The following is a 21,790-nucleotide window of genomic DNA, read 5'->3' on the forward strand; positions in this document are numbered from 1 at the left end:
TTTAAAATGCTTTGTCATACCACTCTTTTGCTTTTTCTACTTCACCCATCGTTAATTGATGCCCTCGATTTTCCCAATGCATTGTTACATTCGCATTTGCATTTTCTAATAGTACCTTCAATTCCTCTGACTCTGCTGATGAACAAATTGGGTCATTTGTCCCAGCAGTAATAAACACAGATTTCCCTGCTAAATTTGCTAATTGCATTCCTCTTCTAGGTACCATTGGGTGATGAAGCACAGCACCTTTTAATGCATTTTCGTAATGGAATAATAAGCTTGCTGCGATATTTGCCCCATTCGAATAACCGATAGCTACAATGTTATTTCTATCGAATTTATATTCTTTAGCCGATTCATCTAAAAATTCATTTAATTCCTTCGTACGGAAAATTAAATCCTCTTCATCAAAAATGCCCTCTGCTAATCGGCGGAAGAAACGCGGCATCCCATTCTCTAACACATTTCCCCTAACGCTTAATACCGACGCTTCCGGATCAATTATTTCTGCAAGTGGTAGTAAATCTAATTCATTACCACCTGTGCCATGAAGTAATAACAACACTGGTTTTGACGTATCTTTTCCTTTTTGAAAAACATGTTTCATCATAATCCTGTTCCCCCTTCAATCACTTTAATCTAAATTTCTCACTTCAAATGGTAAAAGCGTTTGTTCAATCTGTTTTCTATGTTGTTCATATTGTTCCGGTAACTTTAATTCCTCACCCATCGTCTCTAACGATTCATCATGAGCGAAACCAGGAGGATCTGTTGCAATTTCAAATAAGATTTCACCATGTTCTCTAAAATAAATCGCGTTAAAATAATTTCGATCTTGTACAGGAGTTACGTGATATCCAAAACGCGACACATGCTCTTTCCAGTCTAGCTGATCAGCATCGTCAATCGCTCTCCAAGCTATATGATGAACTGTACCAACGCCCATTTGGCCACGACCGATTGTTGATAATTTCAAATCAATAATATTTCCAATATCAGCAGAAGAACGGAATCGAACAAATTCACCCTCTTCTCCAATTTTCTCAAGACCCATAATATGTTCTAACAATTCAGCTGTTTTTTGAGGCTGTGCAGATAAAAGAACAGCACCTCCAAACCCTTTAATTGCTACTTCTGGTGTAACTTCTCCAAAACTCCAATTATTTAATTCGCCTGCTTCTCTTTCAACTAATTCTATATGCAAACCATGCGGATCATCAAATTCTAAATACTCCTCTCCAAAACGAGTCATTTTCGTATACGAAACATCGAATTTTTCTAATCTATTTTCCCAAAACTCCATTGCACCTTTTGGTACAACGTAAGACGTAATTCCTACTTGACCATCCCCAATAATACCTTGACGAGCACCTGCCCATGGGAAAAACGTAATAATTGTTCCAGGTTTTCCTCCTTCATTTCCAAAATAAAGGTGGTACGTACCTGGATCATCAAAATTCACTGTTTGTTTCACTAAACGTAACCCTAATACACCAGCATAAAAGTCTACATTTTCTTGTGGATGCCCTACAATCGCTGTAATGTGATGGATTCCCATTGTTTTCTTTTCCATTTCTTCCACTCCTTTTTTATTTCATTATAAAAATTCTTTTACATTTAAATTCATTATTCATTTTGTCCATGCTACAAAGTAAAATCCGTCATTATAATTTTATCTCGAATTCGAGATATCGATTATAAAAATACACATTAACTTCCAGCTTGTCAATTCATCTCAAATTCGAGATAGTTTTTAAAAAATATTTACTCCATTTAAAATCTTTATTCAAAGTACAAATTAACTTGAACTCAAATTTATTATAAGTTACTTACTTTTAGTTGTCAATAAGTTCCTTATTTTCATTTTAAATAAAAAGAGAGTAAACGCCAGTTTCGTTTACTCTCTTCGCTAATCATTTCGTTTCTTCTTCCAATATTGCTTCCATCTCATTAAATTCACGATGAACTGCCTTAACGGGTTCTTTCGTTAATAAACTTACAACGATAACAGTTAATAAACTACAGAAAAATCCAGGTACCATTTCATACATAATTGCTTTTAAACTTGGAATTTTTACCCATGCTATAACAACTACTGCACCAACAATCATACCTGCAAGAACGCCCCATTTATTCGTTCTTTTCCAATATAAACTTAATAAAATGGCTGGTCCGAACGCTGAACCAAATCCAGCCCAAGCATAACCTACAAGTGTTAAAATTGTATCACTTGGATGATACGCTAAAACAACTGCGATCATAGCTACTACTAATACTGACAATCTACCGATAAATACAAGTTCTTTGTCACTTGCATTACGACGGAAAAATGTTTTATAGAAGTCTTCCGTTACTGCACTTGAAATAACAAGTAATTGTGAGGAAATACTACTCATAATCGAAGCCAAAATAGCTGATAATAAAAATCCTGTAATGTACGGATGGAATAAAATATTGGAGAATGTTACAAAGACCATTTCTGGGTCTTGTAATGTCGCATTATTTTTAGCATAATAAGCGATACCAATTAGACCAGTAAGCATTGCACCTATAATTGAAATCGTCATCCAACCGATACCGATTCTACGAGAAGTCTTTAAATCTTTAATAGAGGTAATTGCCATAAAACGGACAATAATATGCGGTTGACCAAAATACCCAAGTCCCCATGCTAAAAATGAAATAATGCCAAGTATTGTGGTCCCTTTAAACATATCTAAATGCGATGCATCGACTTGTTTAATCGTATTAAATGTTTCTGTTACACCACCGACATCCGTAAAAGCAACAATTGGCACTAGTACAAGCGCAATAAACATAATACAACCTTGTACAAAGTCCGTCCAGCTTACGGCTAGAAAGCCACCGAATAGTGTATACGCAACAACGACACCCACTGTTACAAATAAACCAATTTTATAATCTAGGTTGAAAGAATTTTCAAACAAACGTCCACCTGAAACTAAACCAGCCGACGCATAGAATGTGAAAAATACTAAAATGACGATAGCGGAGACAAAACGAAGTATTTTCGTACGATCTTTAAACCGATTCTCTAAAAAGTCTGGAATCGTAATTGAATCATTTGCCACTTCTGTATACGTTCGTAAACGTGGGGCAATGATTAAATAGTTTGCATAAGCACCTATTAATAAACCTATCGCAATCCATATACTTGATAATCCTGTTGCATACATCGCACCAGGTAATCCCATTAGCATCCAACCACTCATGTCAGAAGCACCAGCTGATAAAGCTGTAACTGCTGGACCGAGTCCCCTTCCACCTAACATATAATCTGATAAATCGGATGTCTTCTTATAAGACCAATATCCGATATACAACATACCTGCCATATAAATAGCAAGCGAAACCATAATTTCAATCTTCACCAAATCTCTCCCTTATTCCATAAGCCATTCAAAATTTCGAAAAATGACTTTTTCTATTTTCTTGTTTTCGCTTATGGTTCCCTACCTTAACAAACATTTTTTGTTCTTTCAAGTGAACGAGCACTTTTCATTACATGTGAAAACCTTTATAAACGCCTTTATCCCAGTGGATTACAATGATTTTTCAAGAAATTAAAGTAATAATATCCAGAAAATTAAAGAGTGTTTTTTCACACCTTATTTTCATTCCTTTACCCGATAAATTTTAAAAACTAAAAGCCATACAAATGTATGACTTTTAGCTTATTGACGTCTCAAATTTCGCTTTCTCTACATATACTTTACGAAATTTCATATAGCATCCAATACGCCAAGGTACTATATAACAAACCGCAAGAGTGTAGAAAAGAATGCCGATTGACTTTGGATCTAGACCTTGTAAATGTCTTCTAAAATAAGCACGTAAAAGAACGATAACTAAAAATGTAGCAATAAAAGCGATACTTTTTTTGCATAAATTTGACCATCTTCTCTGACTTCATACCCACTTAAAATAATAAGTGGAATTGACAATAACAGTCCGATCCCAGCAGCTATACCAATTTGCCAACCAGCAAGTTGTATCGGTGCTGCGTATAAAGAAAAACCTGGTAATAAGAAGAATAATGGCAATAGTAGTCGTCTTCCTTTATTATTAATTGGTCGATTCATAGAGCGCATGCGTCTAAATATAACGAGCCCTATGACGAGTAAAAAAATTGTAATACTGTACGAACCTTGCTGCAAGTGAATCTCTCCCTAAAAATAGTCATTTTCAAAAATACTCCCCTATTATACTCCTAATTTTTCCAAAAATATAATTATTCCTCTAAAAAATCTTACACATCAAATATACTTTTAGGTTTGATTTACTATAGGAAACAATTCCAAAAGAGGAACTACTCTCCCCACCTCGTCTTTAAACACAATATGCTCTCTAGTTAAATGGCGCGGGCTCTTCACTCCCGCTGCCGCTGCTAATGAAAATAAACTATATCTCATACTAATAATATAATTCATGACTCGCCACTTCTTCTCATACGGATCTAACGCTTTTTGATAATGCGGATTCGTCGTGGCTACACCAGATGGACATTGGCCAGAATTACATTGAAGGGCCATAATACAGCCGCTTGCCATCATAAATCCGCGGGCTGAACTTACAGCATCCGCTCCAATCGCTAAAGCAATCGCCACTTTATCTGGTGTGATTAATTTACCCGATGCAAATACTTTAAACTTGTTACGGACACCATAATAATTTGCTGTATCGATAAATGTAAGTAATGCTGGAATAAGCGGCAGTCCCATACAATCTGCCATCGATTTATACGTTGCCCCTGATCCGCCTTCTGAACCGTCTATTGTAATAAAATCTGGGTAAATATTTAGTTCTTTCATTGTTTTTATTAAATCTTCCAAAGGCTCCTGCTGACCAATTACAATTTTCATTCCAACTGGTTTACCGCCGCTTTCTTGCAACTGTTGAATAAAACAAAGTGTATCCACTGCATTCTTTAAAAATGAAAATCGATTCGGTGAATTAATCGTCTCTCCCTTTCGGACGTTGCGAACAAAAGCAATTTTCTCATTTACTTTTTGTCCCTCTAGATGACCACCACGTATTTTAGCACCTTGCCCAAATTTCAATTCGAATGCTCTAATATTACTTTCTTTCGCTTTCTCCATGAATTTTCCCATTGAAAAATTACCGTCCTCATCACGGTACCCAAATAACCCTGGACCAATTTGCGCAACGATATTCGCTCCTGTATGTAAATGTTCTGGAATAACGCCACCTTCACCAGTATTAATCCACGATCCGCCTGCCATTTTCGCTCCAAAACCACTCGCTAAAATATAATTTTCTCCAATCGCGCCGTAAGAAGTCGCAGATGCTCCAAACATGCCATGTAGTTTCCACGGATATTTACGGTTTTCACCGACTATAATTGCATCATCTTCTTCGTACAGCCAAAGATTCGTTGTATCCGCTGTCAATTTTTCTCTTCTTGAAAATAACCCTTCTTTATGAATCATGTACTTTTTACCTTCCCGCTCTTGCGAAAGATTCACACTTAATTCCTCAGTTAATATCGGAAATAATGTATTAGCAATATAATAGCCAGAAGCTTCAAAATCTCGTTTTGATCCAAAACCAAGTATTTCAGAGCGATATTTCGCTAAAAACATAACACTTTGAAAATCATAACGTGAGAAAGGCTTTCCATCCGTATCATGATCAAACCAATATTGTCGAAATTCAGGCCCTATCTTTTCCAGTAAGTAGCGCATTCTTCCTAAGTACGGATGTAACTTTAAAATAGAATGATGTGTTCGTTTTTTTATAAAAAATGTAATGATAAAAAAGATGATTAAAAGCAACATTAAAAATAGTAATATACTAATAATAACGAGTAGCGTTTCACTCATCCCGCTTCCCCCTATGAAATCCCATAATAAAAGGAGAACACTCGGTGTGCTCTCCTTTTATCTTTATTCATACTAACGTAGCAAGATGCTCTTTCGCGTCATATTCAACTAAACTTTCAGCATGTTTAATTCGATGAACAAAGTCTGGATTAGCAATTAACGGTCTGCCGAATGCCACTACATCAATTGTTCCTTCTTGCAACGCTTCTTCGGCCTCTTTCGGATTTAAATTACCAACCCCAACAATCGTACCATCCCAATATTTTCTTACTAGTTGATGAAAATTCTTTCCGTCAGCAATCTCTTGCGTATAATTCATCGTTGAGGGATGGATCATCGTTAATCCAACTTCTTTGAACATATTTACGAACGTTTCAATTGCAAGCTCAGGGTTTTCCCACATATAAGTAGGATTATCGCCTTTGAAAGCAGAGAAGCGAAGAAGTGTTTTATTAGCTCCAACAGCTTCTACTACAGCCGCCGTTACTTCTTTCATAAACGTTAACCTTTGTTTTAAATTACCGCCATATTTATCTGTTCGCTTATTCGCAAACTCATACGTAAATTGATCGATTAAATATCCGTGTGCACCGTGAATTTCTACTCCATCAAATCCAGCTTCAATCGCATTTTTCGCAGCTTGTGCGTATTGACCGATTACTTCTTGTATTTCTTCTAACGTCATTGCTTCTGGCGTATCAAACGGTTTACGAAAGCGTGGAACATTTCCCTCTGCAGCGATAGCAGATGGTGCTTGTGGCATTTGACCACCAATTATTTCATGATGACTCATACGCCCAACATGCCATATTTGAGCAATAATCGTCCCGCCTTCTTTATGTACTGCCTCTGTAACAGGTTTCCAAGAATCGATTTGTTCTTGTGTATAAATACCTGGTACTCCCGGGTTCCCTTTTGCTCTCGGACTAATGACAATTCCTTCTGTAATAATTAGTCCAATTCCATCCGCAGCACGTTTTCTGTAGTACTCCACTACATCAGCACCAACTACTCCAGTTTCATTATCTGCAAAGCATCTTGTCATCGGTGCCATCGCTATACGATTACGAAGAGACCAAGCTCCAATTTGAATTGGATCAAACAACTTTGTTTCTTCAACGTTTTCAAAAGATCCACCAGCGTTTACATTTGTTCCTTCATAAATACTCGCTGCTTTATTACTTGAACTTGTCATTTTTCTTCCCCCTAAAAAATCTTACTATAATCGCATCATACTTACTTTTAGATAGTAACGTCAATTTTTACGACTTTACAATAAAAAATTCGAATATCAAAAAAAATAAAATACTATAAATAATATTAAAAAGGTTTCCTTAGAAGGAAACCTTTTTTGTTGACCATATATGGCTGTCAATTCGTTTATCTCTTTAATATAAAAAATACCTTATCAATAGAAGTGAATATGGTTCAGTATTCTTCTAAAAATAATAACTTATATACCTAAAACAATGAAAGCCCTACCTCTCTTTCATCCTTACGGCTCCTCGTCCGTGCCAGTGTGAATCAGGATTGCAAAAATCAAGTAACTATTTTATCGAAGTATTCAATTAAACTTCGAACATTCATAAATGAAATTAAAAAATAAAAATGGATTTGATTGTAGTAATAACAATAGAGGTAATGCTCTAAAAGTGGTTTGAAAGAGTTGAATGTCTTTGAAATGATAAAATTTCTATAATTATGTTCCCAAAAAATTCAAGATCTTTTTTGGGATATAATACATTATTTGTAATGAACCTTAACAAAAGCTTTTTATCTGATTTTCTGTGATACCTTCAATTAATCCCAGTTCACTAATCAAAAATTCATATGCGTTATCTAACATCTTCTTTTCGCTTGCATTAAGTGCTTTTTCTTTCTGTATACGCATTAAATCGCGCACAACTTCAGCACCTTCTTGCATTTTACCCGTCTTTATTTTATCAGTGTTCAATTTATACCTTTGTTTCCACGTAAGTAATCTATCTGATTCCCCATGTTGAAAAATATCCATTATGTGTGCTAATGCGGTTATATCCGTCACTGGTCGTATATTCGAATTCAATATTCTCCCTGCTGGAATCATTAGTTCCATATTACTAGCCGACATTTTTATAACATAATACTGTTGTTTTTCTCCTGAGACTTCCTTCTCTTCTATGGCTTTAATTATACCTGCTCCCTGCATTGGATAAACAATGTTATCGCCAATTTGAAACAAATAATCCACCTCCATATATGGTAACCTTCTCAAGCTTAACACACTTTTAGTTTTTTAGCAAAATTTTTATTTTATCATAAAATTATTTTACACGTCAATACTTCAAAAGCAAGAAATTAAATTTACATAACACACTATAAAAACCCGCAATTTTATTAACGGTTCCACCCACATTCATTCTCTTTTAACATAAAAACACATTACTACATTTGAGTAGTAATGTGTTTTTGATAAGGCATAGATAAAGATCTACTTTTCCGTCTATATACTAACCTGCTTACTAACTATTTCCCTCGCTAAAAGAAAACTCATAATCACTTGCGCTGCTACTCTACTCGTCATATCCCTGAAATCAAGAGTTGGATCAATCTCTACTATATCCATCCCTTGAACGAGCGGTTCTTTACCAAGGAATTCAATCGCATCTAGTAAAGTCGTACTATCCATTCCACCTGGCCCAATTGCTGGACAACCTGGTGCAAACGCTTGGTCTAGTACATCCATATCAAGAGAAATATAAATAGAAGTCACACCTTGTTTTCTTAACACTTCAATACTTTCCGTGATAATATCTTTTATTTCTCGTTCTCGTACGTCTTTCATTGTATACACTGTTACGCCATGCTCTATTGCATATTCATGGTACGTATGTGCGTTAGAAAAATTACGAATTCCAATTTGAACAAGTTGTTTCCCTGTAATGACATCATTTTCTAGTAAACTACGGAATGGTGTACCATTTGACGGGCCTCCATCATCTAAATTACGCAAATCATGATGAGCATCAAATTGAATAATCCCGACCTTTCCTTTACTGTTTGCAAAGCCTGTTATACTCGGAAAACTAATCGAGTGGTCACCACCAAGAACGATTGGTATCATGTTCGGATTTACTTTCGTTACATGACCAACTGTTTTCGCAATTCGGTTATGACTTTCTTTTATATCCGTCACATGCATCGTAATATCGCCGCAATCATATAAGACACTTTCTTTCATATCGTGTTCTTCTGTAATTGCATATGTGCTGTATGCATCTAACATCGCTCGAATTGTTTTTGGAGCAAAACTTGCTCCTGAATGACTAATAGATGGTTTAGAAAGGGGTGCTCCAATTAAAGCAGCACCGAATATTTCTACGCCTTCCTCCCAATCTTTAATCATCTCACTCCATTTTGTCACTTCACGATCAATAAACTTTGCATTTTTCTTTAAATAGTGGCCGTGCTCCACGATTGTTCACCTCTTGTATATGCAATATTACCATTCTTCCATACTGTATTCACATGACTTACGCCGTAATGATACGGTACGTAAGCATAATTGTAAGCATCCCATAAAACTAAATCTGCCTTACGACCAACTCTAATTTTCCCAGCTACATCACCACGGTTAATGGCATATGATGAGTTAACCGTTACAGCATTCCAAACTTCTTCTGGTGTCATTTTCAGTTTTAGCATCGCAATGCTCATAATAAGCTGAATATTTTCAGTTGGACAGCTACCTGGGTTAAAGTCTGTAGCTAACGCAACTGCAACACCTTCATCAATCATTTTACGACCGCGAGCAAAACTTTCTTTATTTAAATAGAAAGTTGTTCCTGGTAATAAAGTGGCTACTGTATTAGAGTTTGCAAGCATTTCAATTCCTTTATCAGAAGCGCCAACTAAATGGTCTGCTGATGCTGCACCGATTTCTGCCGCTGCTTCCGCACCACCAAGAGGGTCGATTTCATCTGCATGAATTTTCACATCAAAGCCAAGCTCTTTCGCTTTTAATAAAAACTCTTTTGACTCTTCGACAGAGAACACACCTGTTTCACAGAAAATATCAACGAATTCCGCTAATTGCTTCTCTTTCATTTCTGGTAGTAGGTCTAACATCCATTGTAAAAATTCTTTCGATCTACCTTTATATTCTTTCGGAACTGCATGAGCACCTAAAAATGTGGAAACTAAATCGATCGGATGCTCTTTTTGTAATTGTGCAGTTGCCTCTAATTGTTTCCATTCCGTCTCATCATCTAATCCGTAACCACTCTTCGCTTCTACAGTTGTAACTCCGAAAGATAACATACGGTCTAAATGGAATTTCGCTTTTTGAACAAGTTCTTCTTTCGATGCTTGTTTCGTTGCATTTACAGTCGAAAGAATGCCTCCGCCTTGTTCTAAAATTTCTAAGTACGGAACTCCTTGTAATTTTAGTGCGATTTCATTTTCACGAGATCCACCAAATACAAGATGAGTATGCGGGTCAACAAGACCAGGAGAAACCATTTTCCCGCCGCAATCAATAACTTCTTTCGCTTGTAATCCTTTCGCTTCTTCCGCTGTTCCAACGAAAGTAATTACATCGTTTTCAATTCCAACCGCACCGTTTTCGATAACAGGAAGCGTGTTCATCGCTTCCCGTCTTAACAAGCCATCTTCTTGATCCATTGTTAGTAATTGACCAATATTTATTAGTAAAGTGTCCAGCATGTTTTCTCCTCCTTATTTCATCATTGGAATGTTAACGCCTTTTTCTTTCGCAGTTTCCACAGCTAAGTCATATCCAGCATCCACGTGACGAACAACACCCATACCAGGGTCAGAAGTTAATACGCGCTCAATACGTTTTGCTGCTGCTTCTGTTCCATCTGCAACGATAACCATTCCAGCGTGAAGTGAATAACCCATACCAACGCCGCCACCGTGGTGAACAGATACCCAGCTTGCACCGTTTACACTGTTAATTAATGCATTTAAAATTGGCCAGTCTGCTACTGCATCACTACCATCTTTCATCGCTTCTGTTTCACGGTTTGGAGATGCTACTGATCCGCAATCTAAATGGTCACGACCGATTACGATTGGTGCTGATAATTCACCATTTGCCACCATTTCATTAATAATGCGACCAAATTTCGCGCGCTCACCGTAACCTAACCAACAAATACGTGATGGAAGACCTTGAAACTCCACTTGTTGACGTGCCATACGAATCCAGTTACATAAATGCTCATTGTCAGCGAATTCGCGTAAAATTACTTCGTCTGTTTTATAGATATCTTCTGGATCACCAGAAAGTGCTACCCAGCGGAACGGTCCTTTTCCTTCACAGAATAATGGACGGATAAATGCTGGAACGAATCCTGGGAAATCGAAAGCATTTTTCAAACCTTCATCGAAAGCAACTTGGCGAATGTTATTTCCATAATCAAATGTAATTGCGCCTTTTTCTTGCATTGCAAGCATTGCTTCTACATGTTTTGTCATGCTTTCTTTTGATAATTGTACGTAACGTTCTGGGTCTTCTTCACGAAGTTTCGCCGCTTCTTCTAATGTGTAGCCTACTGGAATATAACCGTTTAATGGATCATGAGCTGATGTTTGATCCGTAACTAAATCTGGCGTAATATTACGCTTCACTAGTTCTGGTAAAATTTCTGCCGCATTTCCTAATAAGCCAATAGAAATTGGTTCTTTCTTCTCTTTATACTCGTTTGCAACCGTTAATGCTTCTTCTAACGATTCTGTATACATATCACAGTATCTCTTTTCAATACGACGATCGATGCTACGCTTATCGACGTCAATAGCAATAACAACACCGCCATTCATCGTTACAGCAAGAGGTTGTGCACCACCCATACCACCTAAACCAGCAGTAAGTGTTAATGTACCTTTTAATGAACCATCGAAATGTTGACGAGCTGCTTCGCCAAATGTTTCATATGTTCCTTGTAAAATTCCTTGTGTTCCAATGTAAATCCAGCTACCTGCTGTCATTTGTCCGTACATCATAAGACCTTTTTTCTCTAGTTCACGGAAGTGATCCCAGTTCGCCCATTTTGGTACTAAGTTTGAGTTGGCTAACAGTACGCGAGGCGCATCTTCATGTGATTTAAAAATGGCAACTGGTTTTCCTGATTGAACAAGTAACGTTTCATCGCTTTCTAACGTTTTTAATGAATCTACGATTGCATTGTAGCTTTCCCAGTTACGAGCTGCACGGCCAATTCCACCATATACAACTAATTCTTCTGGTTTTTCAGCAACTTCAGGATCTAAATTGTTCATTAACATTCGAAGTGCAGCCTCCTGAACCCACCCTTTCGTTTGTAACTCAGTACCTCTTGGCGCGCGAATTGTTTGTTGTACTTTTTCCATTTCAATCTCTCCCTTTTCTCATTTTATAGTGCTGCGTTTACATCTAATCTTTCTTTTATCGAATAATTCGTTTTTAACCAATGCGCAATATTTTCAATATCCGTTGAGAATATACGGTCATTTTTAATAGATGGCACTTGCTGACGACCTTGATGGTAGAAGCTCTTCGTCACTGTACTCATGTTTTCAATACCACGATATTCTGCTGCTTGCATTGCACAAATCATCTCAATTGAAAGAACACGTCTTGCATTTTGAATGATCTGATGAGCATGGCGTGAAGCAATTGTTCCCATACTTACATGATCTTCTTGGTTAGCAGAAGACGGAATTGAATCTACACTCGCCGGATGTGCTAACGTTTTATTTTCAGAAACAAGTGACGCTGCAGCATACTGCATAATCATTGCACCTGACTGCAGTCCTGGTTCTGGACTTAAAAATGGTGGTAAATCATTTAATTGCGGATTTACTAAACGCTCAATACGGCGCTCCGAAATATTTGCAAGTTCCGCCATTCCTACTTTTAAGAAGTCCATCGCAAACGCAATCGGTTGACCGTGGAAGTTACCACCTGAAATTACTTTTTCCCCGCCATCAAAGATTAGCGGATTATCTGTTGCGGCATTCATTTCAATTTCTAATTTTTCTTTCACATAATTCAAAACTTGCCAAGAAGCACCGTGTACTTGCGGGATACAACGAAGTGAATAGGCATCCTGTACACGTAGTTCTCCTTGTTTTGTTGTTAACTTACTATCATGAAGAATGTCACGAATTCTGCTTGCTACATCCACTTGCTCTTTATAACCACGTGCTTTATGAACATTTTCATCAAATGCATCAATAATGCCTTGTAACCCTTCAATTGTCATCGAAGCAATTAGTTCAGCTTGATACGCCGTTGCTTCTGCTTCTATATAAGAAAGAACTCCTTGCGCTGTCATCGCCTGCGTACCATTAATTAATGCAAGACCTTCTTTCGCTTCAAGTTCAATTGGCTCAAGCCCTTCTTCTGTAAGAGCAACCATTGCATGAACGCGTTTCCCCTTATAGAACACTTCACCTTCGCCTAATAATACGAGCGCAAGATGAGATAAAGGTGCCAAATCTCCACTCGCACCAAGTGAACCTTGTTGCGGAACGACTGGATGAATTTTACGATTTACAAACTCAAGAAGCATATTTACAACAAGCGGCCTTACGCCTGATACTCCTTTAAGCATCGTGTTTGCTCGTAAAATTAACATTCCGCGCGATACTTCTTCAGGGAATGGATCACCAATCCCGCATGCATGTGACTGAATTAAATTATGCTGAAGTGCCTTTACATCATCTTTTTGGATAAGCACATCACTAAACTTTCCAAATCCAGTTGTAATTCCGTAAACGACTTTTCCGTCCTCTACAATTTTCTCAACTACTTCGCGGCACTCCGCTACCTTTTGCATACTAGTTGGACAAGCTGTTACACCTTCTCCTTCCAGTAATAACCTCTTCATTTCTTCAACTGTCAATGTATGTCCTGTTAACGTAATCATCATTTTTCCTCCTTAAAAAGGCAAAAGGGGACCTTATCTTTTTAAGACAGACTTCTGTCCTAAAAAAGTAAGGCCCCCTTCTAACTAATAGACTATGGGCAAATCATATGTGATTAATTCCTAAACCAATCGCCTCATGCTCAGATCCTTTTACAGGTGCACCAATCGTTCCATATAATGCAACAGCAACCCATTCGCCTTCTTTTTTTCCGTCGTATGGTGTACCGCGCACAATCGCAAAACGAAGTCCTACTGTACGAAGAACGTCTGCTAACTGAATTTGACCTCTCGTCACTCCGTACAAAGCTTCCATAATTGCATGATAAAGTGCATGTGTTTCTCTGTAAACGTCTGTTTCAATAACTTGGTTGCTTTTAGCCGCTGTTTCCATTGCTGCGACAACCTTTTGCGAATTCATTGAACCCACTTTCCCCGTACAATACTTCCAACCTTTTGGAATGGATAATACAGGACTTTCATTCTCATCCGCAAGTGCCAACAGCATGGCCATACGACCAATTCGATGTGTTCCTTGAAGAAGCATGTGACTCTCTCATTTCTTTTGAATTATTTGAATATTACTTAATTTAAGAATATATGAAAACGTTTAAATCGTCAATAGTTTAAACTCACATTCAAACAATTTTTTCATCCCCTCCATATTGTGTACACAAATTATTTACACAATTTTTCCAAGCATGCTATAGTCTCACTAACAGATGCAAAGGGGCGAGATTTCAATGACGAAGCGAAAAGATATTCATTTTCGAATTGAAGAAAAATTACTTGAAAGGTTTGAAGCTGCACTCCATTATGAAGGTTTAAAGAAAACCGACGTATTAACACATGCGATTCAGCAATTTTGCACGAAGGTGGAATGTGAAAAAATGAATGATGTAAAACGCCAATACAACGTAAGTAACCATTTACAAACACGTATTAATACGCATAAACATTATGAAGAAAAACATGTGAATTTAGATGAAGTCGTCATGGATCATTTACAACTTCAAGGAGATGAAAAAATATTAGAGGTTGGGTGCGCTAACGGGAGTTTCCTTTCCCTATTACAAACTAACGGTCATACAGGACATTTAACAGGTTTGGATCAATCGAAAACGATGCTTTCTGAAGCTACAATAAAAAATAGCATAATTGAGTGGAGACTAGGTAACGCTGGTAAACTTCCTTTCGAAGCTAATTGCTACGACTGGATCGTCGCAAGACATATGTTATACCACATGAAAGACGTCGAAAAAACAATCCAAGGATTCCATAAAGTAATACGTCCTGGCGGCTCACTTTTAGCTACAACAAATTCTGACGTTACATTACCTCGTATAGTTGAAATGTGTAACCGCATGTTAGACGCATTTGATTTACCGAAAACAACATCTTCAGTCACGCCATTTTGTTTGGAAAATGGTAAAGAGATATTACAGTCTGTTTTTCCAACTGTTGAAGAAGCAGTTATTCATAATGCTCTCGTTTTTCATCATGCTACTCCGATTGTAAACTATATTTCTAGCATGTTTCCGTCGCTAAATATACCTGATAATACATACCTTCACGCGGAAATGAAGGTATGGCTAAAAGAAGAAGTAGAAAATGAATTATCACTTCATAACGGTATATGGCGTGATCCAAAAACGTTAGCCATTTATCGATGTCAAAAAGAAAAAAGCTAGCATTTGCTAGCTTTTACACGTTTTCTCGTAAAAGTTTCTCCATTACTACATTGCCTTTACCACCATAAAAATCTGTATTATGTTCGTCTGCCACTCCAAAATAAGAGGCAATTGCTATTCCGAATGGTACAAATGCATGCCCTTGTGCTGTAATGATATTTGAGTGTTGCACAACTTCTTTATACACGAAATTTTCTATTGGAAAACAATCGAACTTTTGATAATCTATAGTCGCAGTATAAGAAATCCCCTTAAATAAGCCCGCTTTTGCTAGCGCATACGGTCCAGCACAAATAGCAGCTACTAATTTTTCTTGTTCGTGAAATTGACGAATAACTGAAAAAAGAGATTTTGCATCTTTCAACTGTACTTCTTCTCCACCTGGAATAAGTATCCCCTCATACTCATCTACACATACTTCACTTACTTCTATATGCGGCTGCACTTGCAACCCAGTTTCACTTATAATCAATTCTTTTGTTAAGCCCGCTGTTATGATTTCATACTTCGTTTTCAGCAATGCCGTTGCTACTGTTATTTCAAACTCCGCAAATGTTGGGTATACAAATAAAAGTATTTTTTTCATAGTCCTCTCTCCTTTAACCAGTCCATAAAATATACCTCTAGATCGTCCACTGTTAATCTATTCGTATCCAAATAAGTTACAGGAAATTTTTTATACCAATCTTTTTCCGTTTCTACTAATTTAAATTGCTCCTCAAATGTACTTCGTTTTCTTGTCCTATCGTTATTTTTTCTATCATATACATTCTTTTTCGTCACATCTAAATAAAAAATGGCATCTGAACGACATTCTCTTAATTTATATAATTCACCTTTCAATTCAGCTTCTATATCCCACTCTTCCCCTATAATCGTTGGATAAAAGAGTGTAAAAAACTCAATGTCTTCTGGTCCGCGATCAAAAATTACGACTGAACCTTTCACATTTTGAAACTCCTTAATTTTTGCTTCGATAAACATTTTTTGATTTATGATAAACCCTTCTTTTGAATTCATATCCAAATTTAATCGCTTTCGCTTTTCTACAATTGGATAAGGATTTTCATATATAACCGAAAGCCCACATCTCTCTAACCTTTTAGCCAATGTTGTTTTTCCGCTAGCCATCGGCCCTTGCAGTGAAATTACGTATACCATACCTCTCATTCCCTTACACTTTAGTACACCTATAATATACAGAATTTTTAAAACTCTCAACATTATATATATCATCTTGTTTCTTATTCCTATCTAACTTATAATAAAAAATAGAGATTATGACGGACGCATCAATAATGTAAGCTTGGAAATCCAAGCTTACATTATTTTTTGCTTTCCCTTTTCGAATAAAAAGAGTATACTAGATTAGAACGTATGTTCTTAATGATTACATACAGTAAGGAGATAGAACAATGGTATACGACACAAAAGCAATTTCTTGGAATGAGTCTTTAAAACAACTTCAACGCCGCTATACAAACAAACAAGTTGACCGAAAAGAATTTGAGGATATTGAACTGATGGAATTCTTCCGCGATAACGACTACATTTCTTTACCTACACATATAAGCGGCCTATCAAAAACACGTTTTACTTCTTACTCTATTTTCACAACTGAAGATAAAGATCGTAAAGTTGGCACACTTATTATTGAGTATGTTGAAGACGATAATAATAATTTATGTGTTGAACAACTATACTTCGTTTAAACTATAACGCTTGGTCAAAATGACCAAGCGTTCTTGCTTTCTATGAATCTCACTGTATATAATATGAATAAAAGAAAACCGCTATCATTAAGGGGGGATATGCTTGCTCGAAGGATGGTTCAGTTGGTTCATTGTATTATGGACGGTTATTTTATTAGGGCTTATGTCTATCGGTGGATACTTTATGTTCAGAAAATTTTTAAAACGATTACCAAAAGAAGACGGCATGTCCATTTTGGATTGGGAAGAACACTACATAAATAAAACGAGACATTTATGGGCTGACGAACAAAAACAATTGTTAGAAGAGCTTGTAAGCCCTGTTCCAGAACTATTTCGCGATGTTGCAAAATCAAAGATCGCTGGAAAAATCGGGGAACTTGCATTACAAGAAAATGCCTCTCAAATTACACAAGACTTAATTATTAAAGGATATATCATTGCCACACCAAAGCGTGATCATAAATTTTTAATTAAAAAACTACAAGAAAAAAAGATTGATTATTCTAACTATCAATCTTTACTCGCAAAGTAACTCCATATTATTTTCGATAAAAAAGACAGCGCCTTTAACGCTGTCTTTTTATTTGGTACATATACAGTTTTTAAGTTAGCTTCATATCTTTTTCATTATAAAAACCATCTTCTTTTTCCATTTCCTTTTGTAATTTCGTAAAGGAACGATACATTGCAATTCTCCATGACACAATCATCGCAAACGCAAGTAAGAAGAACATGCCACTAAGTTGTCCTAAATCAAGAGATTGACTTAAGTATGTTTTAAATACAATCCGCACTACAAGTAATCCAATTAATATGAAAACAAAGGCTTTTGAACGCTTCAAATAAATCTCTTGTCCTCTAATTTCAAATTTAGATGTTTTAATAAGAAAAATAGAGAAAATCAAACCGACACCAATTGCTTCTAACATTTCTGCTGGAGTTAATCGAAATTCAGGAAAAACATACATCAATGCACCCGTACTCATAAAAAATGGTGGAAGTATAATTTTTTTCAATGTTGCAGGTTTCTTAGCTGCTTTTAAACGAATAAACATCGCACCGACAGCCATACAAACAGCAACGATACTTGATAAAAGAACTATGTTCATATTTTCTCATCCTTTTTTGTGGCTATATGCAAAATATACTTTCATTATATGCTTTTCCGTTAGTATTTCCAACATTTTCGCAGAATAATACTAAAAACCAGTAAAACCACCAAATAAACTTGAGAAATATACAATAATTTTCGTCATCCAGTTAAAGTATAGGAAGACACCCATAACAATCATAATATATCCTCCGACTTTCATGAAGGCCATACTATTTCTTTTAATCCAAGACATTTTCGTAATAAAGAATGACAGTACGAAAAACGGGATTGCAAATCCAAGTATGTAAGCAATCATATATATCATTGCTGATTCTGGATTTGTTGCTGCTAATCCAATTACGGACACTAGAATTGGTCCGGTACATGGCGTCCACCCTGCTGCAAAGGCTAATCCAATTAGTACTGATCCAAAATAGCCACTTGGACGATTTTTAAATGTAAATTTACGGTCTTGCATTAAAAATTTCGGCTTAAACACCCCGACAATAATTAAACCGAACACGATGATAAAGATACCACCTAACTGTCTGATTAAATCTTTATAGTCAGTAAAGATTCCTCCAATAAAACTTGTACCAAATCCAATTGCAATAAATATAATTGAAAATCCAAGTAAGAAAAACGCTGTATGTATCATACTTCTTTTGCGAAGCATTGCATTTTCTTCTTTCAATTCAGAAACCGACATACCTGTTATGTACGATAAAAATGCCGGATAAAGCGGTAAGCAACATGGGGAAATAAATGATAAGAACCCGGCGCCAAACGCTAAAAAAATACTAATATCTTGCATCATTCCACTCCTCTCCCTAAATATTGTAACAAAAACACATAAAAATACTATGAACAATTCGTGAAATCACTTTTACAACGTGGTAATAAGAAAAACCATACTTCCTCACAGTTTCTAATAAAACGTTTTCATTTCCTTCTATTATATAGAAAAAAATCAAATGCATTATGAAACTCCTTTAATTGTTATTACCATAACAAAGGTAACATAGTTTCTCAAATAATTAGCACGCTACTAGTACGCCTATTTACATATTGGTTTAAAAAATATTTTTTTCAAATGCTGTCTCTATACAATACAAAGTTGATTTTATAATACTTCTACTATTAATAATTTCAAGATTATGCATAAATATCATACTTTTATTATTATTCTATAAAATGTCATACTTTTCTTTCATTTGACCCTTTATTTCTAATTTTGTATACTTCCCTCTAGTTATATATTTTCGATACGGAACAACTTCATATAGATGGGAGGAATTTTTCATGCTTCGTTATTCTCTTTTAGTTTTATTAGGAGCGTGTAGTTATGGAATTTTAGCTATTTTTGTTAAACTTGCATATGCAGAAGGATTTTCACTTGGAGAGGTAATTGGCAGCCAATATTTGTTCGGTTGGATTATTTTGCTTGCTATTACACTTCTATTTTCTAGACATCGCGTTCCTTTAAAGCAAGCATTACTTTTATTCGTTGCAGGAACATCTGCAAGTTTTACCGGAATTTTTTATTATGCTTCATTAAAAACTGTACCAGCTTCTATTGCAATTATTCTTTTATTCCAATTCGTTTGGGTCGGAATTATCATTGAAGCAGTCTCAACAAAAACATTACCTTCAAGAGAAAAAGTTATTTCTGTTATTTTCTTACTTGTAGGGACATTTTTATCCAGTGGTTTACTAGAACAATCAGCAGGTGCTTTCGATACGACTGGAATCATTTTAGGTCTATTATCTGCTGTTACATTCGCAACATACATTTTCGTGAGCGGAAAAGTTGCTGTTGAAGTACCTTCATTACCGCGCGGTGTTCTCTTAATGACTGGTGCTTTAACTTTAGTCATGATTGTATTCCCACCAACATTTATTTTTAATGGTGCCATTTCTCAAGGTCTTTGGAAATACGGTTTAGGATTAGGAACATTTAGTATCGTCATTCCATCTATTGCCTTTACAATCGGGATTCCAAAAATCGGTTCTGGCTTAGCGACTATTCTTGGTGCAGCGGAACTACCAGTTACAACAATTATGTCCGTATTCGTTTTAAAAGAGGCTGTACTATCTTCACAATGGTTCGGTGTATCACTTATATTAATTGGGATTGCAATCCCGCAAATTGCATACGCAATGCGTGGACGTTATCGTAAACATCCTACGCATAAAAAAGTCGCAGCATAAAGTGAAACTTTAATTAGTTGAACCAATCGGGCTTTTATGGGATAAACGAGAGAGGATTTTCATTTGAGAATCCTCTCTTTTATTGTTGTATACTTATGATAAATATTTTGCTGAAGAAAGAAGGCATACTACATGGTATCTATTTCAAATCAACTAAAAGAAAAACTTATTTCCATCCGTCGACATTTACATGAGTATCCAGAACTATCATATGAAGAGTTCGAAACAACAAAAGCAATAAAAAATTGGTTAGAAGAAAAAAATATTACTATCATTGATTCCAATTTAGAAACAGGAATTATCGCTGAAGTGTCTGGTAATAAAAACGGACCAATTGTAGCAGTTCGTGCTGATATTGATGCCCTTCCTATTCAAGAAGAAACACATTTGTCCTATGCATCTAAAGTACGAGGGAAAATGCATGCTTGTGGACACGATTTTCATACAGCTGCTATTTTAGGTACTGCTTTCTTATTAAAAGAAAGAGAATCTTCCCTAAATGGAACGATTCGCTTCATATTCCAACCAGCTGAAGAAAGTAGTAATGGCGCTTGCAAAGTTATTGATGCTGGACATTTACGTAATGTGCAAGCGATTTTCGGCATGCATAATAAACCTGATTTACCAGTAGGTACAATTGGCATTAAAGATGGTCCACTGATGGCCGGAGTTGATCGATTTGAAATTGAAATTCACGGAGTTGGTACACACGCGGCTGTACCAGATGCTGGCGTAGATCCTATTGTCGCATCCTCTCAACTTGTGATGGCACTGCAAACAATTGTAAGCCGAAATATAAGTTCATCTCATAATGCGGTTGTTAGTGTTACAAATATTCATGCAGGAAATACGTGGAACGTGATTCCTGAAAAAGCTACGTTAGAAGGAACTATTCGCACGTTCCAAGCTGAAACACGTGAAAAGATCCCAGCACTCATGGAGCGTATTATTAAAGGTGTATCTGATGCATTAGGTGTAAAAACGGAATTCCGTTTTTTTTCAGGTCCTCCTGCTGTTCACAACGATAAAGCTCTTACATACTTATCTACTCAAGTTGCCACAAAGATGAATCTTAATATCATCTTACCTAGTCCGTCAATGGCTGGAGAAGATTTTTCATTTTACCAACAGGAAATACCAGGTTCATTCGTCTTTATGGGAACGAGCGGTACACATGAATGGCATCATCCTGCTTTTACAATTAATGAAGAGGCACTGCCTATAAGTGCAGAATACTTTGCTTTACTAGCCGAAAGAGCACTTAAACAATTCTCATAAAAAAAGCCGTTCAAAGTGCATCTCA

Annotated in this window: 21 protein-coding genes and 1 pseudogene; 5 read left to right on the top strand and 17 right to left on the bottom strand. The window is 36.3% G+C overall.

Annotated features, from left to right (window positions below; all coding sequences use genetic code 11):
* Position 1: 1 nt before the first annotated feature.
* The 12 genes and pseudogenes from ATL10_RS19800 to hutP form a co-directional block, all read right to left on the bottom strand.
* Positions 2 to 610 carry an alpha/beta hydrolase gene (locus ATL10_RS19800; protein WP_110497369.1) on the bottom strand — a complete coding sequence of 203 codons (609 nt, stop codon included), beginning with the start codon at positions 608 to 610 and terminating at the stop codon, positions 2 to 4.
* Positions 611 to 634: 24 nt separating this feature from the next.
* Complete coding sequence (locus tag ATL10_RS19805; protein WP_000412726.1) at positions 635 to 1,573, bottom strand: ring-cleaving dioxygenase; 939 nt, start codon at positions 1,571 to 1,573, stop codon at positions 635 to 637.
* Between the two features lie 340 nt (positions 1,574 to 1,913).
* The gene (gene putP, locus ATL10_RS19810; protein WP_139213270.1) at positions 1,914 to 3,392 is read right to left on the bottom strand and encodes a sodium/proline symporter PutP; all 1,479 of its coding nucleotides are present in this window, start codon (positions 3,390 to 3,392) and stop codon (positions 1,914 to 1,916) included.
* 298 nt (positions 3,393 to 3,690) lie between these two features.
* Positions 3,691 to 4,178 (bottom strand): annotated as a pseudogene (locus ATL10_RS19815) (CcdC protein domain-containing protein).
* A 111-nt stretch (positions 4,179 to 4,289) separates the two neighbouring features.
* Positions 4,290 to 5,864, bottom strand: a complete 1,575-nt coding sequence (locus ATL10_RS19820; protein WP_090977360.1) for an FMN-binding glutamate synthase family protein — start codon at positions 5,862 to 5,864, stop codon at positions 4,290 to 4,292.
* Positions 5,865 to 5,931: 67 nt separating this feature from the next.
* Positions 5,932 to 7,059, bottom strand: a complete 1,128-nt coding sequence (locus ATL10_RS19825) for an alkene reductase (RefSeq protein WP_110497371.1) — start codon at positions 7,057 to 7,059, stop codon at positions 5,932 to 5,934.
* Between the two features lie 564 nt (positions 7,060 to 7,623).
* Positions 7,624 to 8,085 carry a CarD family transcriptional regulator gene (locus ATL10_RS19830; protein WP_014482101.1) on the bottom strand — a complete coding sequence of 154 codons (462 nt, stop codon included), beginning with the start codon at positions 8,083 to 8,085 and terminating at the stop codon, positions 7,624 to 7,626.
* Positions 8,086 to 8,346: 261 nt separating this feature from the next.
* Complete coding sequence (gene hutG, locus ATL10_RS19835) at positions 8,347 to 9,318, bottom strand: formimidoylglutamase (RefSeq protein WP_000399837.1); 972 nt, start codon at positions 9,316 to 9,318, stop codon at positions 8,347 to 8,349.
* On the bottom strand, positions 9,297 to 10,568 hold the full coding sequence (hutI, locus tag ATL10_RS19840; RefSeq protein ID WP_071714694.1) for an imidazolonepropionase: 1,272 nt from the start codon (positions 10,566 to 10,568) through the stop codon (positions 9,297 to 9,299). Before hutI ends, hutG begins: the two co-directional genes overlap by 22 nt.
* A 12-nt stretch (positions 10,569 to 10,580) precedes the next feature.
* Entirely contained in the window at positions 10,581 to 12,239 is a 1,659-nt protein-coding gene (hutU, locus tag ATL10_RS19845) for a urocanate hydratase (protein WP_065229204.1), read from the bottom strand.
* A gap of 23 nt (positions 12,240 to 12,262) precedes the next feature.
* Positions 12,263 to 13,780: a histidine ammonia-lyase gene (gene hutH / locus ATL10_RS19850; RefSeq protein ID WP_100910069.1), complete on the bottom strand. Its 1,518-nt coding sequence runs from the start codon at positions 13,778 to 13,780 to the stop codon at positions 12,263 to 12,265.
* A 103-nt stretch (positions 13,781 to 13,883) separates the two neighbouring features.
* Positions 13,884 to 14,324: a hut operon transcriptional regulator HutP gene (gene hutP, locus ATL10_RS19855; RefSeq protein ID WP_000926516.1), complete on the bottom strand. Its 441-nt coding sequence runs from the start codon at positions 14,322 to 14,324 to the stop codon at positions 13,884 to 13,886.
* 196 nt (positions 14,325 to 14,520) lie between these two features.
* Here hutP and ATL10_RS19860 point away from each other — a divergent pair, with 196 nt between their 5' ends.
* Positions 14,521 to 15,468, top strand: a complete 948-nt coding sequence (locus ATL10_RS19860) for a class I SAM-dependent methyltransferase (protein WP_142669980.1) — start codon at positions 14,521 to 14,523, stop codon at positions 15,466 to 15,468.
* A gap of 13 nt (positions 15,469 to 15,481) precedes the next feature.
* On the opposite strand, the gene ATL10_RS19865 is transcribed toward ATL10_RS19860, so the two are convergent.
* Both ATL10_RS19865 and ATL10_RS19870 read right to left on the bottom strand, forming a co-directional pair.
* A complete protein-coding gene (locus ATL10_RS19865) occupies positions 15,482 to 16,054 on the bottom strand; it encodes a DJ-1/PfpI family protein (RefSeq protein WP_090977357.1) in 573 nt (190 codons plus the stop codon).
* Positions 16,051 to 16,638 carry an AAA family ATPase gene (locus ATL10_RS19870; protein ID WP_100910068.1) on the bottom strand — a complete coding sequence of 196 codons (588 nt, stop codon included), beginning with the start codon at positions 16,636 to 16,638 and terminating at the stop codon, positions 16,051 to 16,053. The genes ATL10_RS19865 and ATL10_RS19870 overlap by 4 nt, the downstream gene beginning before the upstream one ends.
* A gap of 245 nt (positions 16,639 to 16,883) precedes the next feature.
* On the opposite strand from ATL10_RS19870, the gene ATL10_RS19880 reads away from it, so the two are divergent.
* Together ATL10_RS19880 and ATL10_RS19885 are read left to right on the top strand one after the other, a co-directional pair.
* Entirely contained in the window at positions 16,884 to 17,180 is a 297-nt protein-coding gene (locus ATL10_RS19880; RefSeq protein ID WP_000262400.1) for a hypothetical protein, read from the top strand.
* Positions 17,181 to 17,283: 103 nt separating this feature from the next.
* Positions 17,284 to 17,715 (top strand): DUF2621 domain-containing protein, encoded by a 432-nt coding sequence (locus tag ATL10_RS19885; protein WP_000889371.1) that lies wholly within the window; start codon positions 17,284 to 17,286, stop codon positions 17,713 to 17,715.
* A gap of 70 nt (positions 17,716 to 17,785) precedes the next feature.
* On the opposite strand, the gene ATL10_RS19890 is transcribed toward ATL10_RS19885, so the two are convergent.
* The 3 genes from ATL10_RS19890 to ATL10_RS32215 form a co-directional block, all read right to left on the bottom strand.
* A complete protein-coding gene (locus ATL10_RS19890) occupies positions 17,786 to 18,292 on the bottom strand; it encodes a CcdC family protein (RefSeq protein WP_001028440.1) in 507 nt (168 codons plus the stop codon).
* A 90-nt stretch (positions 18,293 to 18,382) separates the two neighbouring features.
* A complete protein-coding gene (gene ccdA, locus ATL10_RS19895; protein ID WP_001152676.1) occupies positions 18,383 to 19,090 on the bottom strand; it encodes a cytochrome c-type biogenesis protein CcdA in 708 nt (235 codons plus the stop codon).
* Positions 19,091 to 19,106: 16 nt separating this feature from the next.
* Entirely contained in the window at positions 19,107 to 19,256 is a 150-nt protein-coding gene (locus ATL10_RS32215; protein ID WP_071731654.1) for a peptidase T, read from the bottom strand.
* Between the two features lie 322 nt (positions 19,257 to 19,578).
* Between ATL10_RS32215 and ATL10_RS19905 the strand changes: the two genes are divergently transcribed.
* Complete coding sequence (locus tag ATL10_RS19905; RefSeq protein WP_090977347.1) at positions 19,579 to 20,487, top strand: EamA family transporter; 909 nt, start codon at positions 19,579 to 19,581, stop codon at positions 20,485 to 20,487.
* A gap of 132 nt (positions 20,488 to 20,619) precedes the next feature.
* Entirely contained in the window at positions 20,620 to 21,765 is a 1,146-nt protein-coding gene (locus tag ATL10_RS19910; RefSeq protein WP_110497375.1) for a M20 peptidase aminoacylase family protein, read from the top strand.
* The last annotated feature ends 25 nt before the right edge of the window (positions 21,766 to 21,790 follow it).

The sequence above is a fragment of the Bacillus sp. 196mf genome, assembly GCF_003217275.1.
In the GTDB taxonomy this organism is placed as follows: Bacteria; Bacillota; Bacilli; order Bacillales; family Bacillaceae_G; genus Bacillus_A; species Bacillus_A thuringiensis_S.

What these genes read in the sequence shown, in the direction of transcription:
- hutI (WP_071714694.1), bottom strand. Translation starts at nt 10,568, where the DNA reads ATGCTGGACACTTTACTAATAAATATTGGTCAATTACTAACAATGGAT.
- ATL10_RS19905 (WP_090977347.1), top strand. Translation starts at nt 19,579, where the DNA reads ATGCTTCGTTATTCTCTTTTAGTTTTATTAGGAGCGTGTAGTTATGGA.
- ATL10_RS19820 (WP_090977360.1), bottom strand. Translation starts at nt 5,864, where the DNA reads ATGAGTGAAACGCTACTCGTTATTATTAGTATATTACTATTTTTAATG.
- ATL10_RS19860 (WP_142669980.1), top strand. Translation starts at nt 14,521, where the DNA reads ATGACGAAGCGAAAAGATATTCATTTTCGAATTGAAGAAAAATTACTT.
- ATL10_RS19805 (WP_000412726.1), bottom strand. Translation starts at nt 1,573, where the DNA reads ATGGAAAAGAAAACAATGGGAATCCATCACATTACAGCGATTGTAGGG.
- ccdA (WP_001152676.1), bottom strand. Translation starts at nt 19,090, where the DNA reads ATGCAAGATATTAGTATTTTTTTAGCGTTTGGCGCCGGGTTCTTATCA.
- hutU (WP_065229204.1), bottom strand. Translation starts at nt 12,239, where the DNA reads ATGGAAAAAGTACAACAAACAATTCGCGCGCCAAGAGGTACTGAGTTA.
- ATL10_RS19800 (WP_110497369.1), bottom strand. Translation starts at nt 610, where the DNA reads ATGATGAAACATGTTTTTCAAAAAGGAAAAGATACGTCAAAACCAGTG.
- ATL10_RS19880 (WP_000262400.1), top strand. Translation starts at nt 16,884, where the DNA reads ATGGTATACGACACAAAAGCAATTTCTTGGAATGAGTCTTTAAAACAA.
- hutP (WP_000926516.1), bottom strand. Translation starts at nt 14,324, where the DNA reads ATGCTTCTTCAAGGAACACATCGAATTGGTCGTATGGCCATGCTGTTG.
- ATL10_RS19890 (WP_001028440.1), bottom strand. Translation starts at nt 18,292, where the DNA reads ATGAACATAGTTCTTTTATCAAGTATCGTTGCTGTTTGTATGGCTGTC.
- ATL10_RS32215 (WP_071731654.1), bottom strand. Translation starts at nt 19,256, where the DNA reads ATGCATTTGATTTTTTTCTATATAATAGAAGGAAATGAAAACGTTTTA.
- ATL10_RS19870 (WP_100910068.1), bottom strand. Translation starts at nt 16,638, where the DNA reads ATGAGAGGTATGGTATACGTAATTTCACTGCAAGGGCCGATGGCTAGC.
- hutH (WP_100910069.1), bottom strand. Translation starts at nt 13,780, where the DNA reads ATGATTACGTTAACAGGACATACATTGACAGTTGAAGAAATGAAGAGG.
- ATL10_RS19825 (WP_110497371.1), bottom strand. Translation starts at nt 7,059, where the DNA reads ATGACAAGTTCAAGTAATAAAGCAGCGAGTATTTATGAAGGAACAAAT.
- ATL10_RS19865 (WP_090977357.1), bottom strand. Translation starts at nt 16,054, where the DNA reads ATGAAAAAAATACTTTTATTTGTATACCCAACATTTGCGGAGTTTGAA.
- ATL10_RS19910 (WP_110497375.1), top strand. Translation starts at nt 20,620, where the DNA reads ATGGTATCTATTTCAAATCAACTAAAAGAAAAACTTATTTCCATCCGT.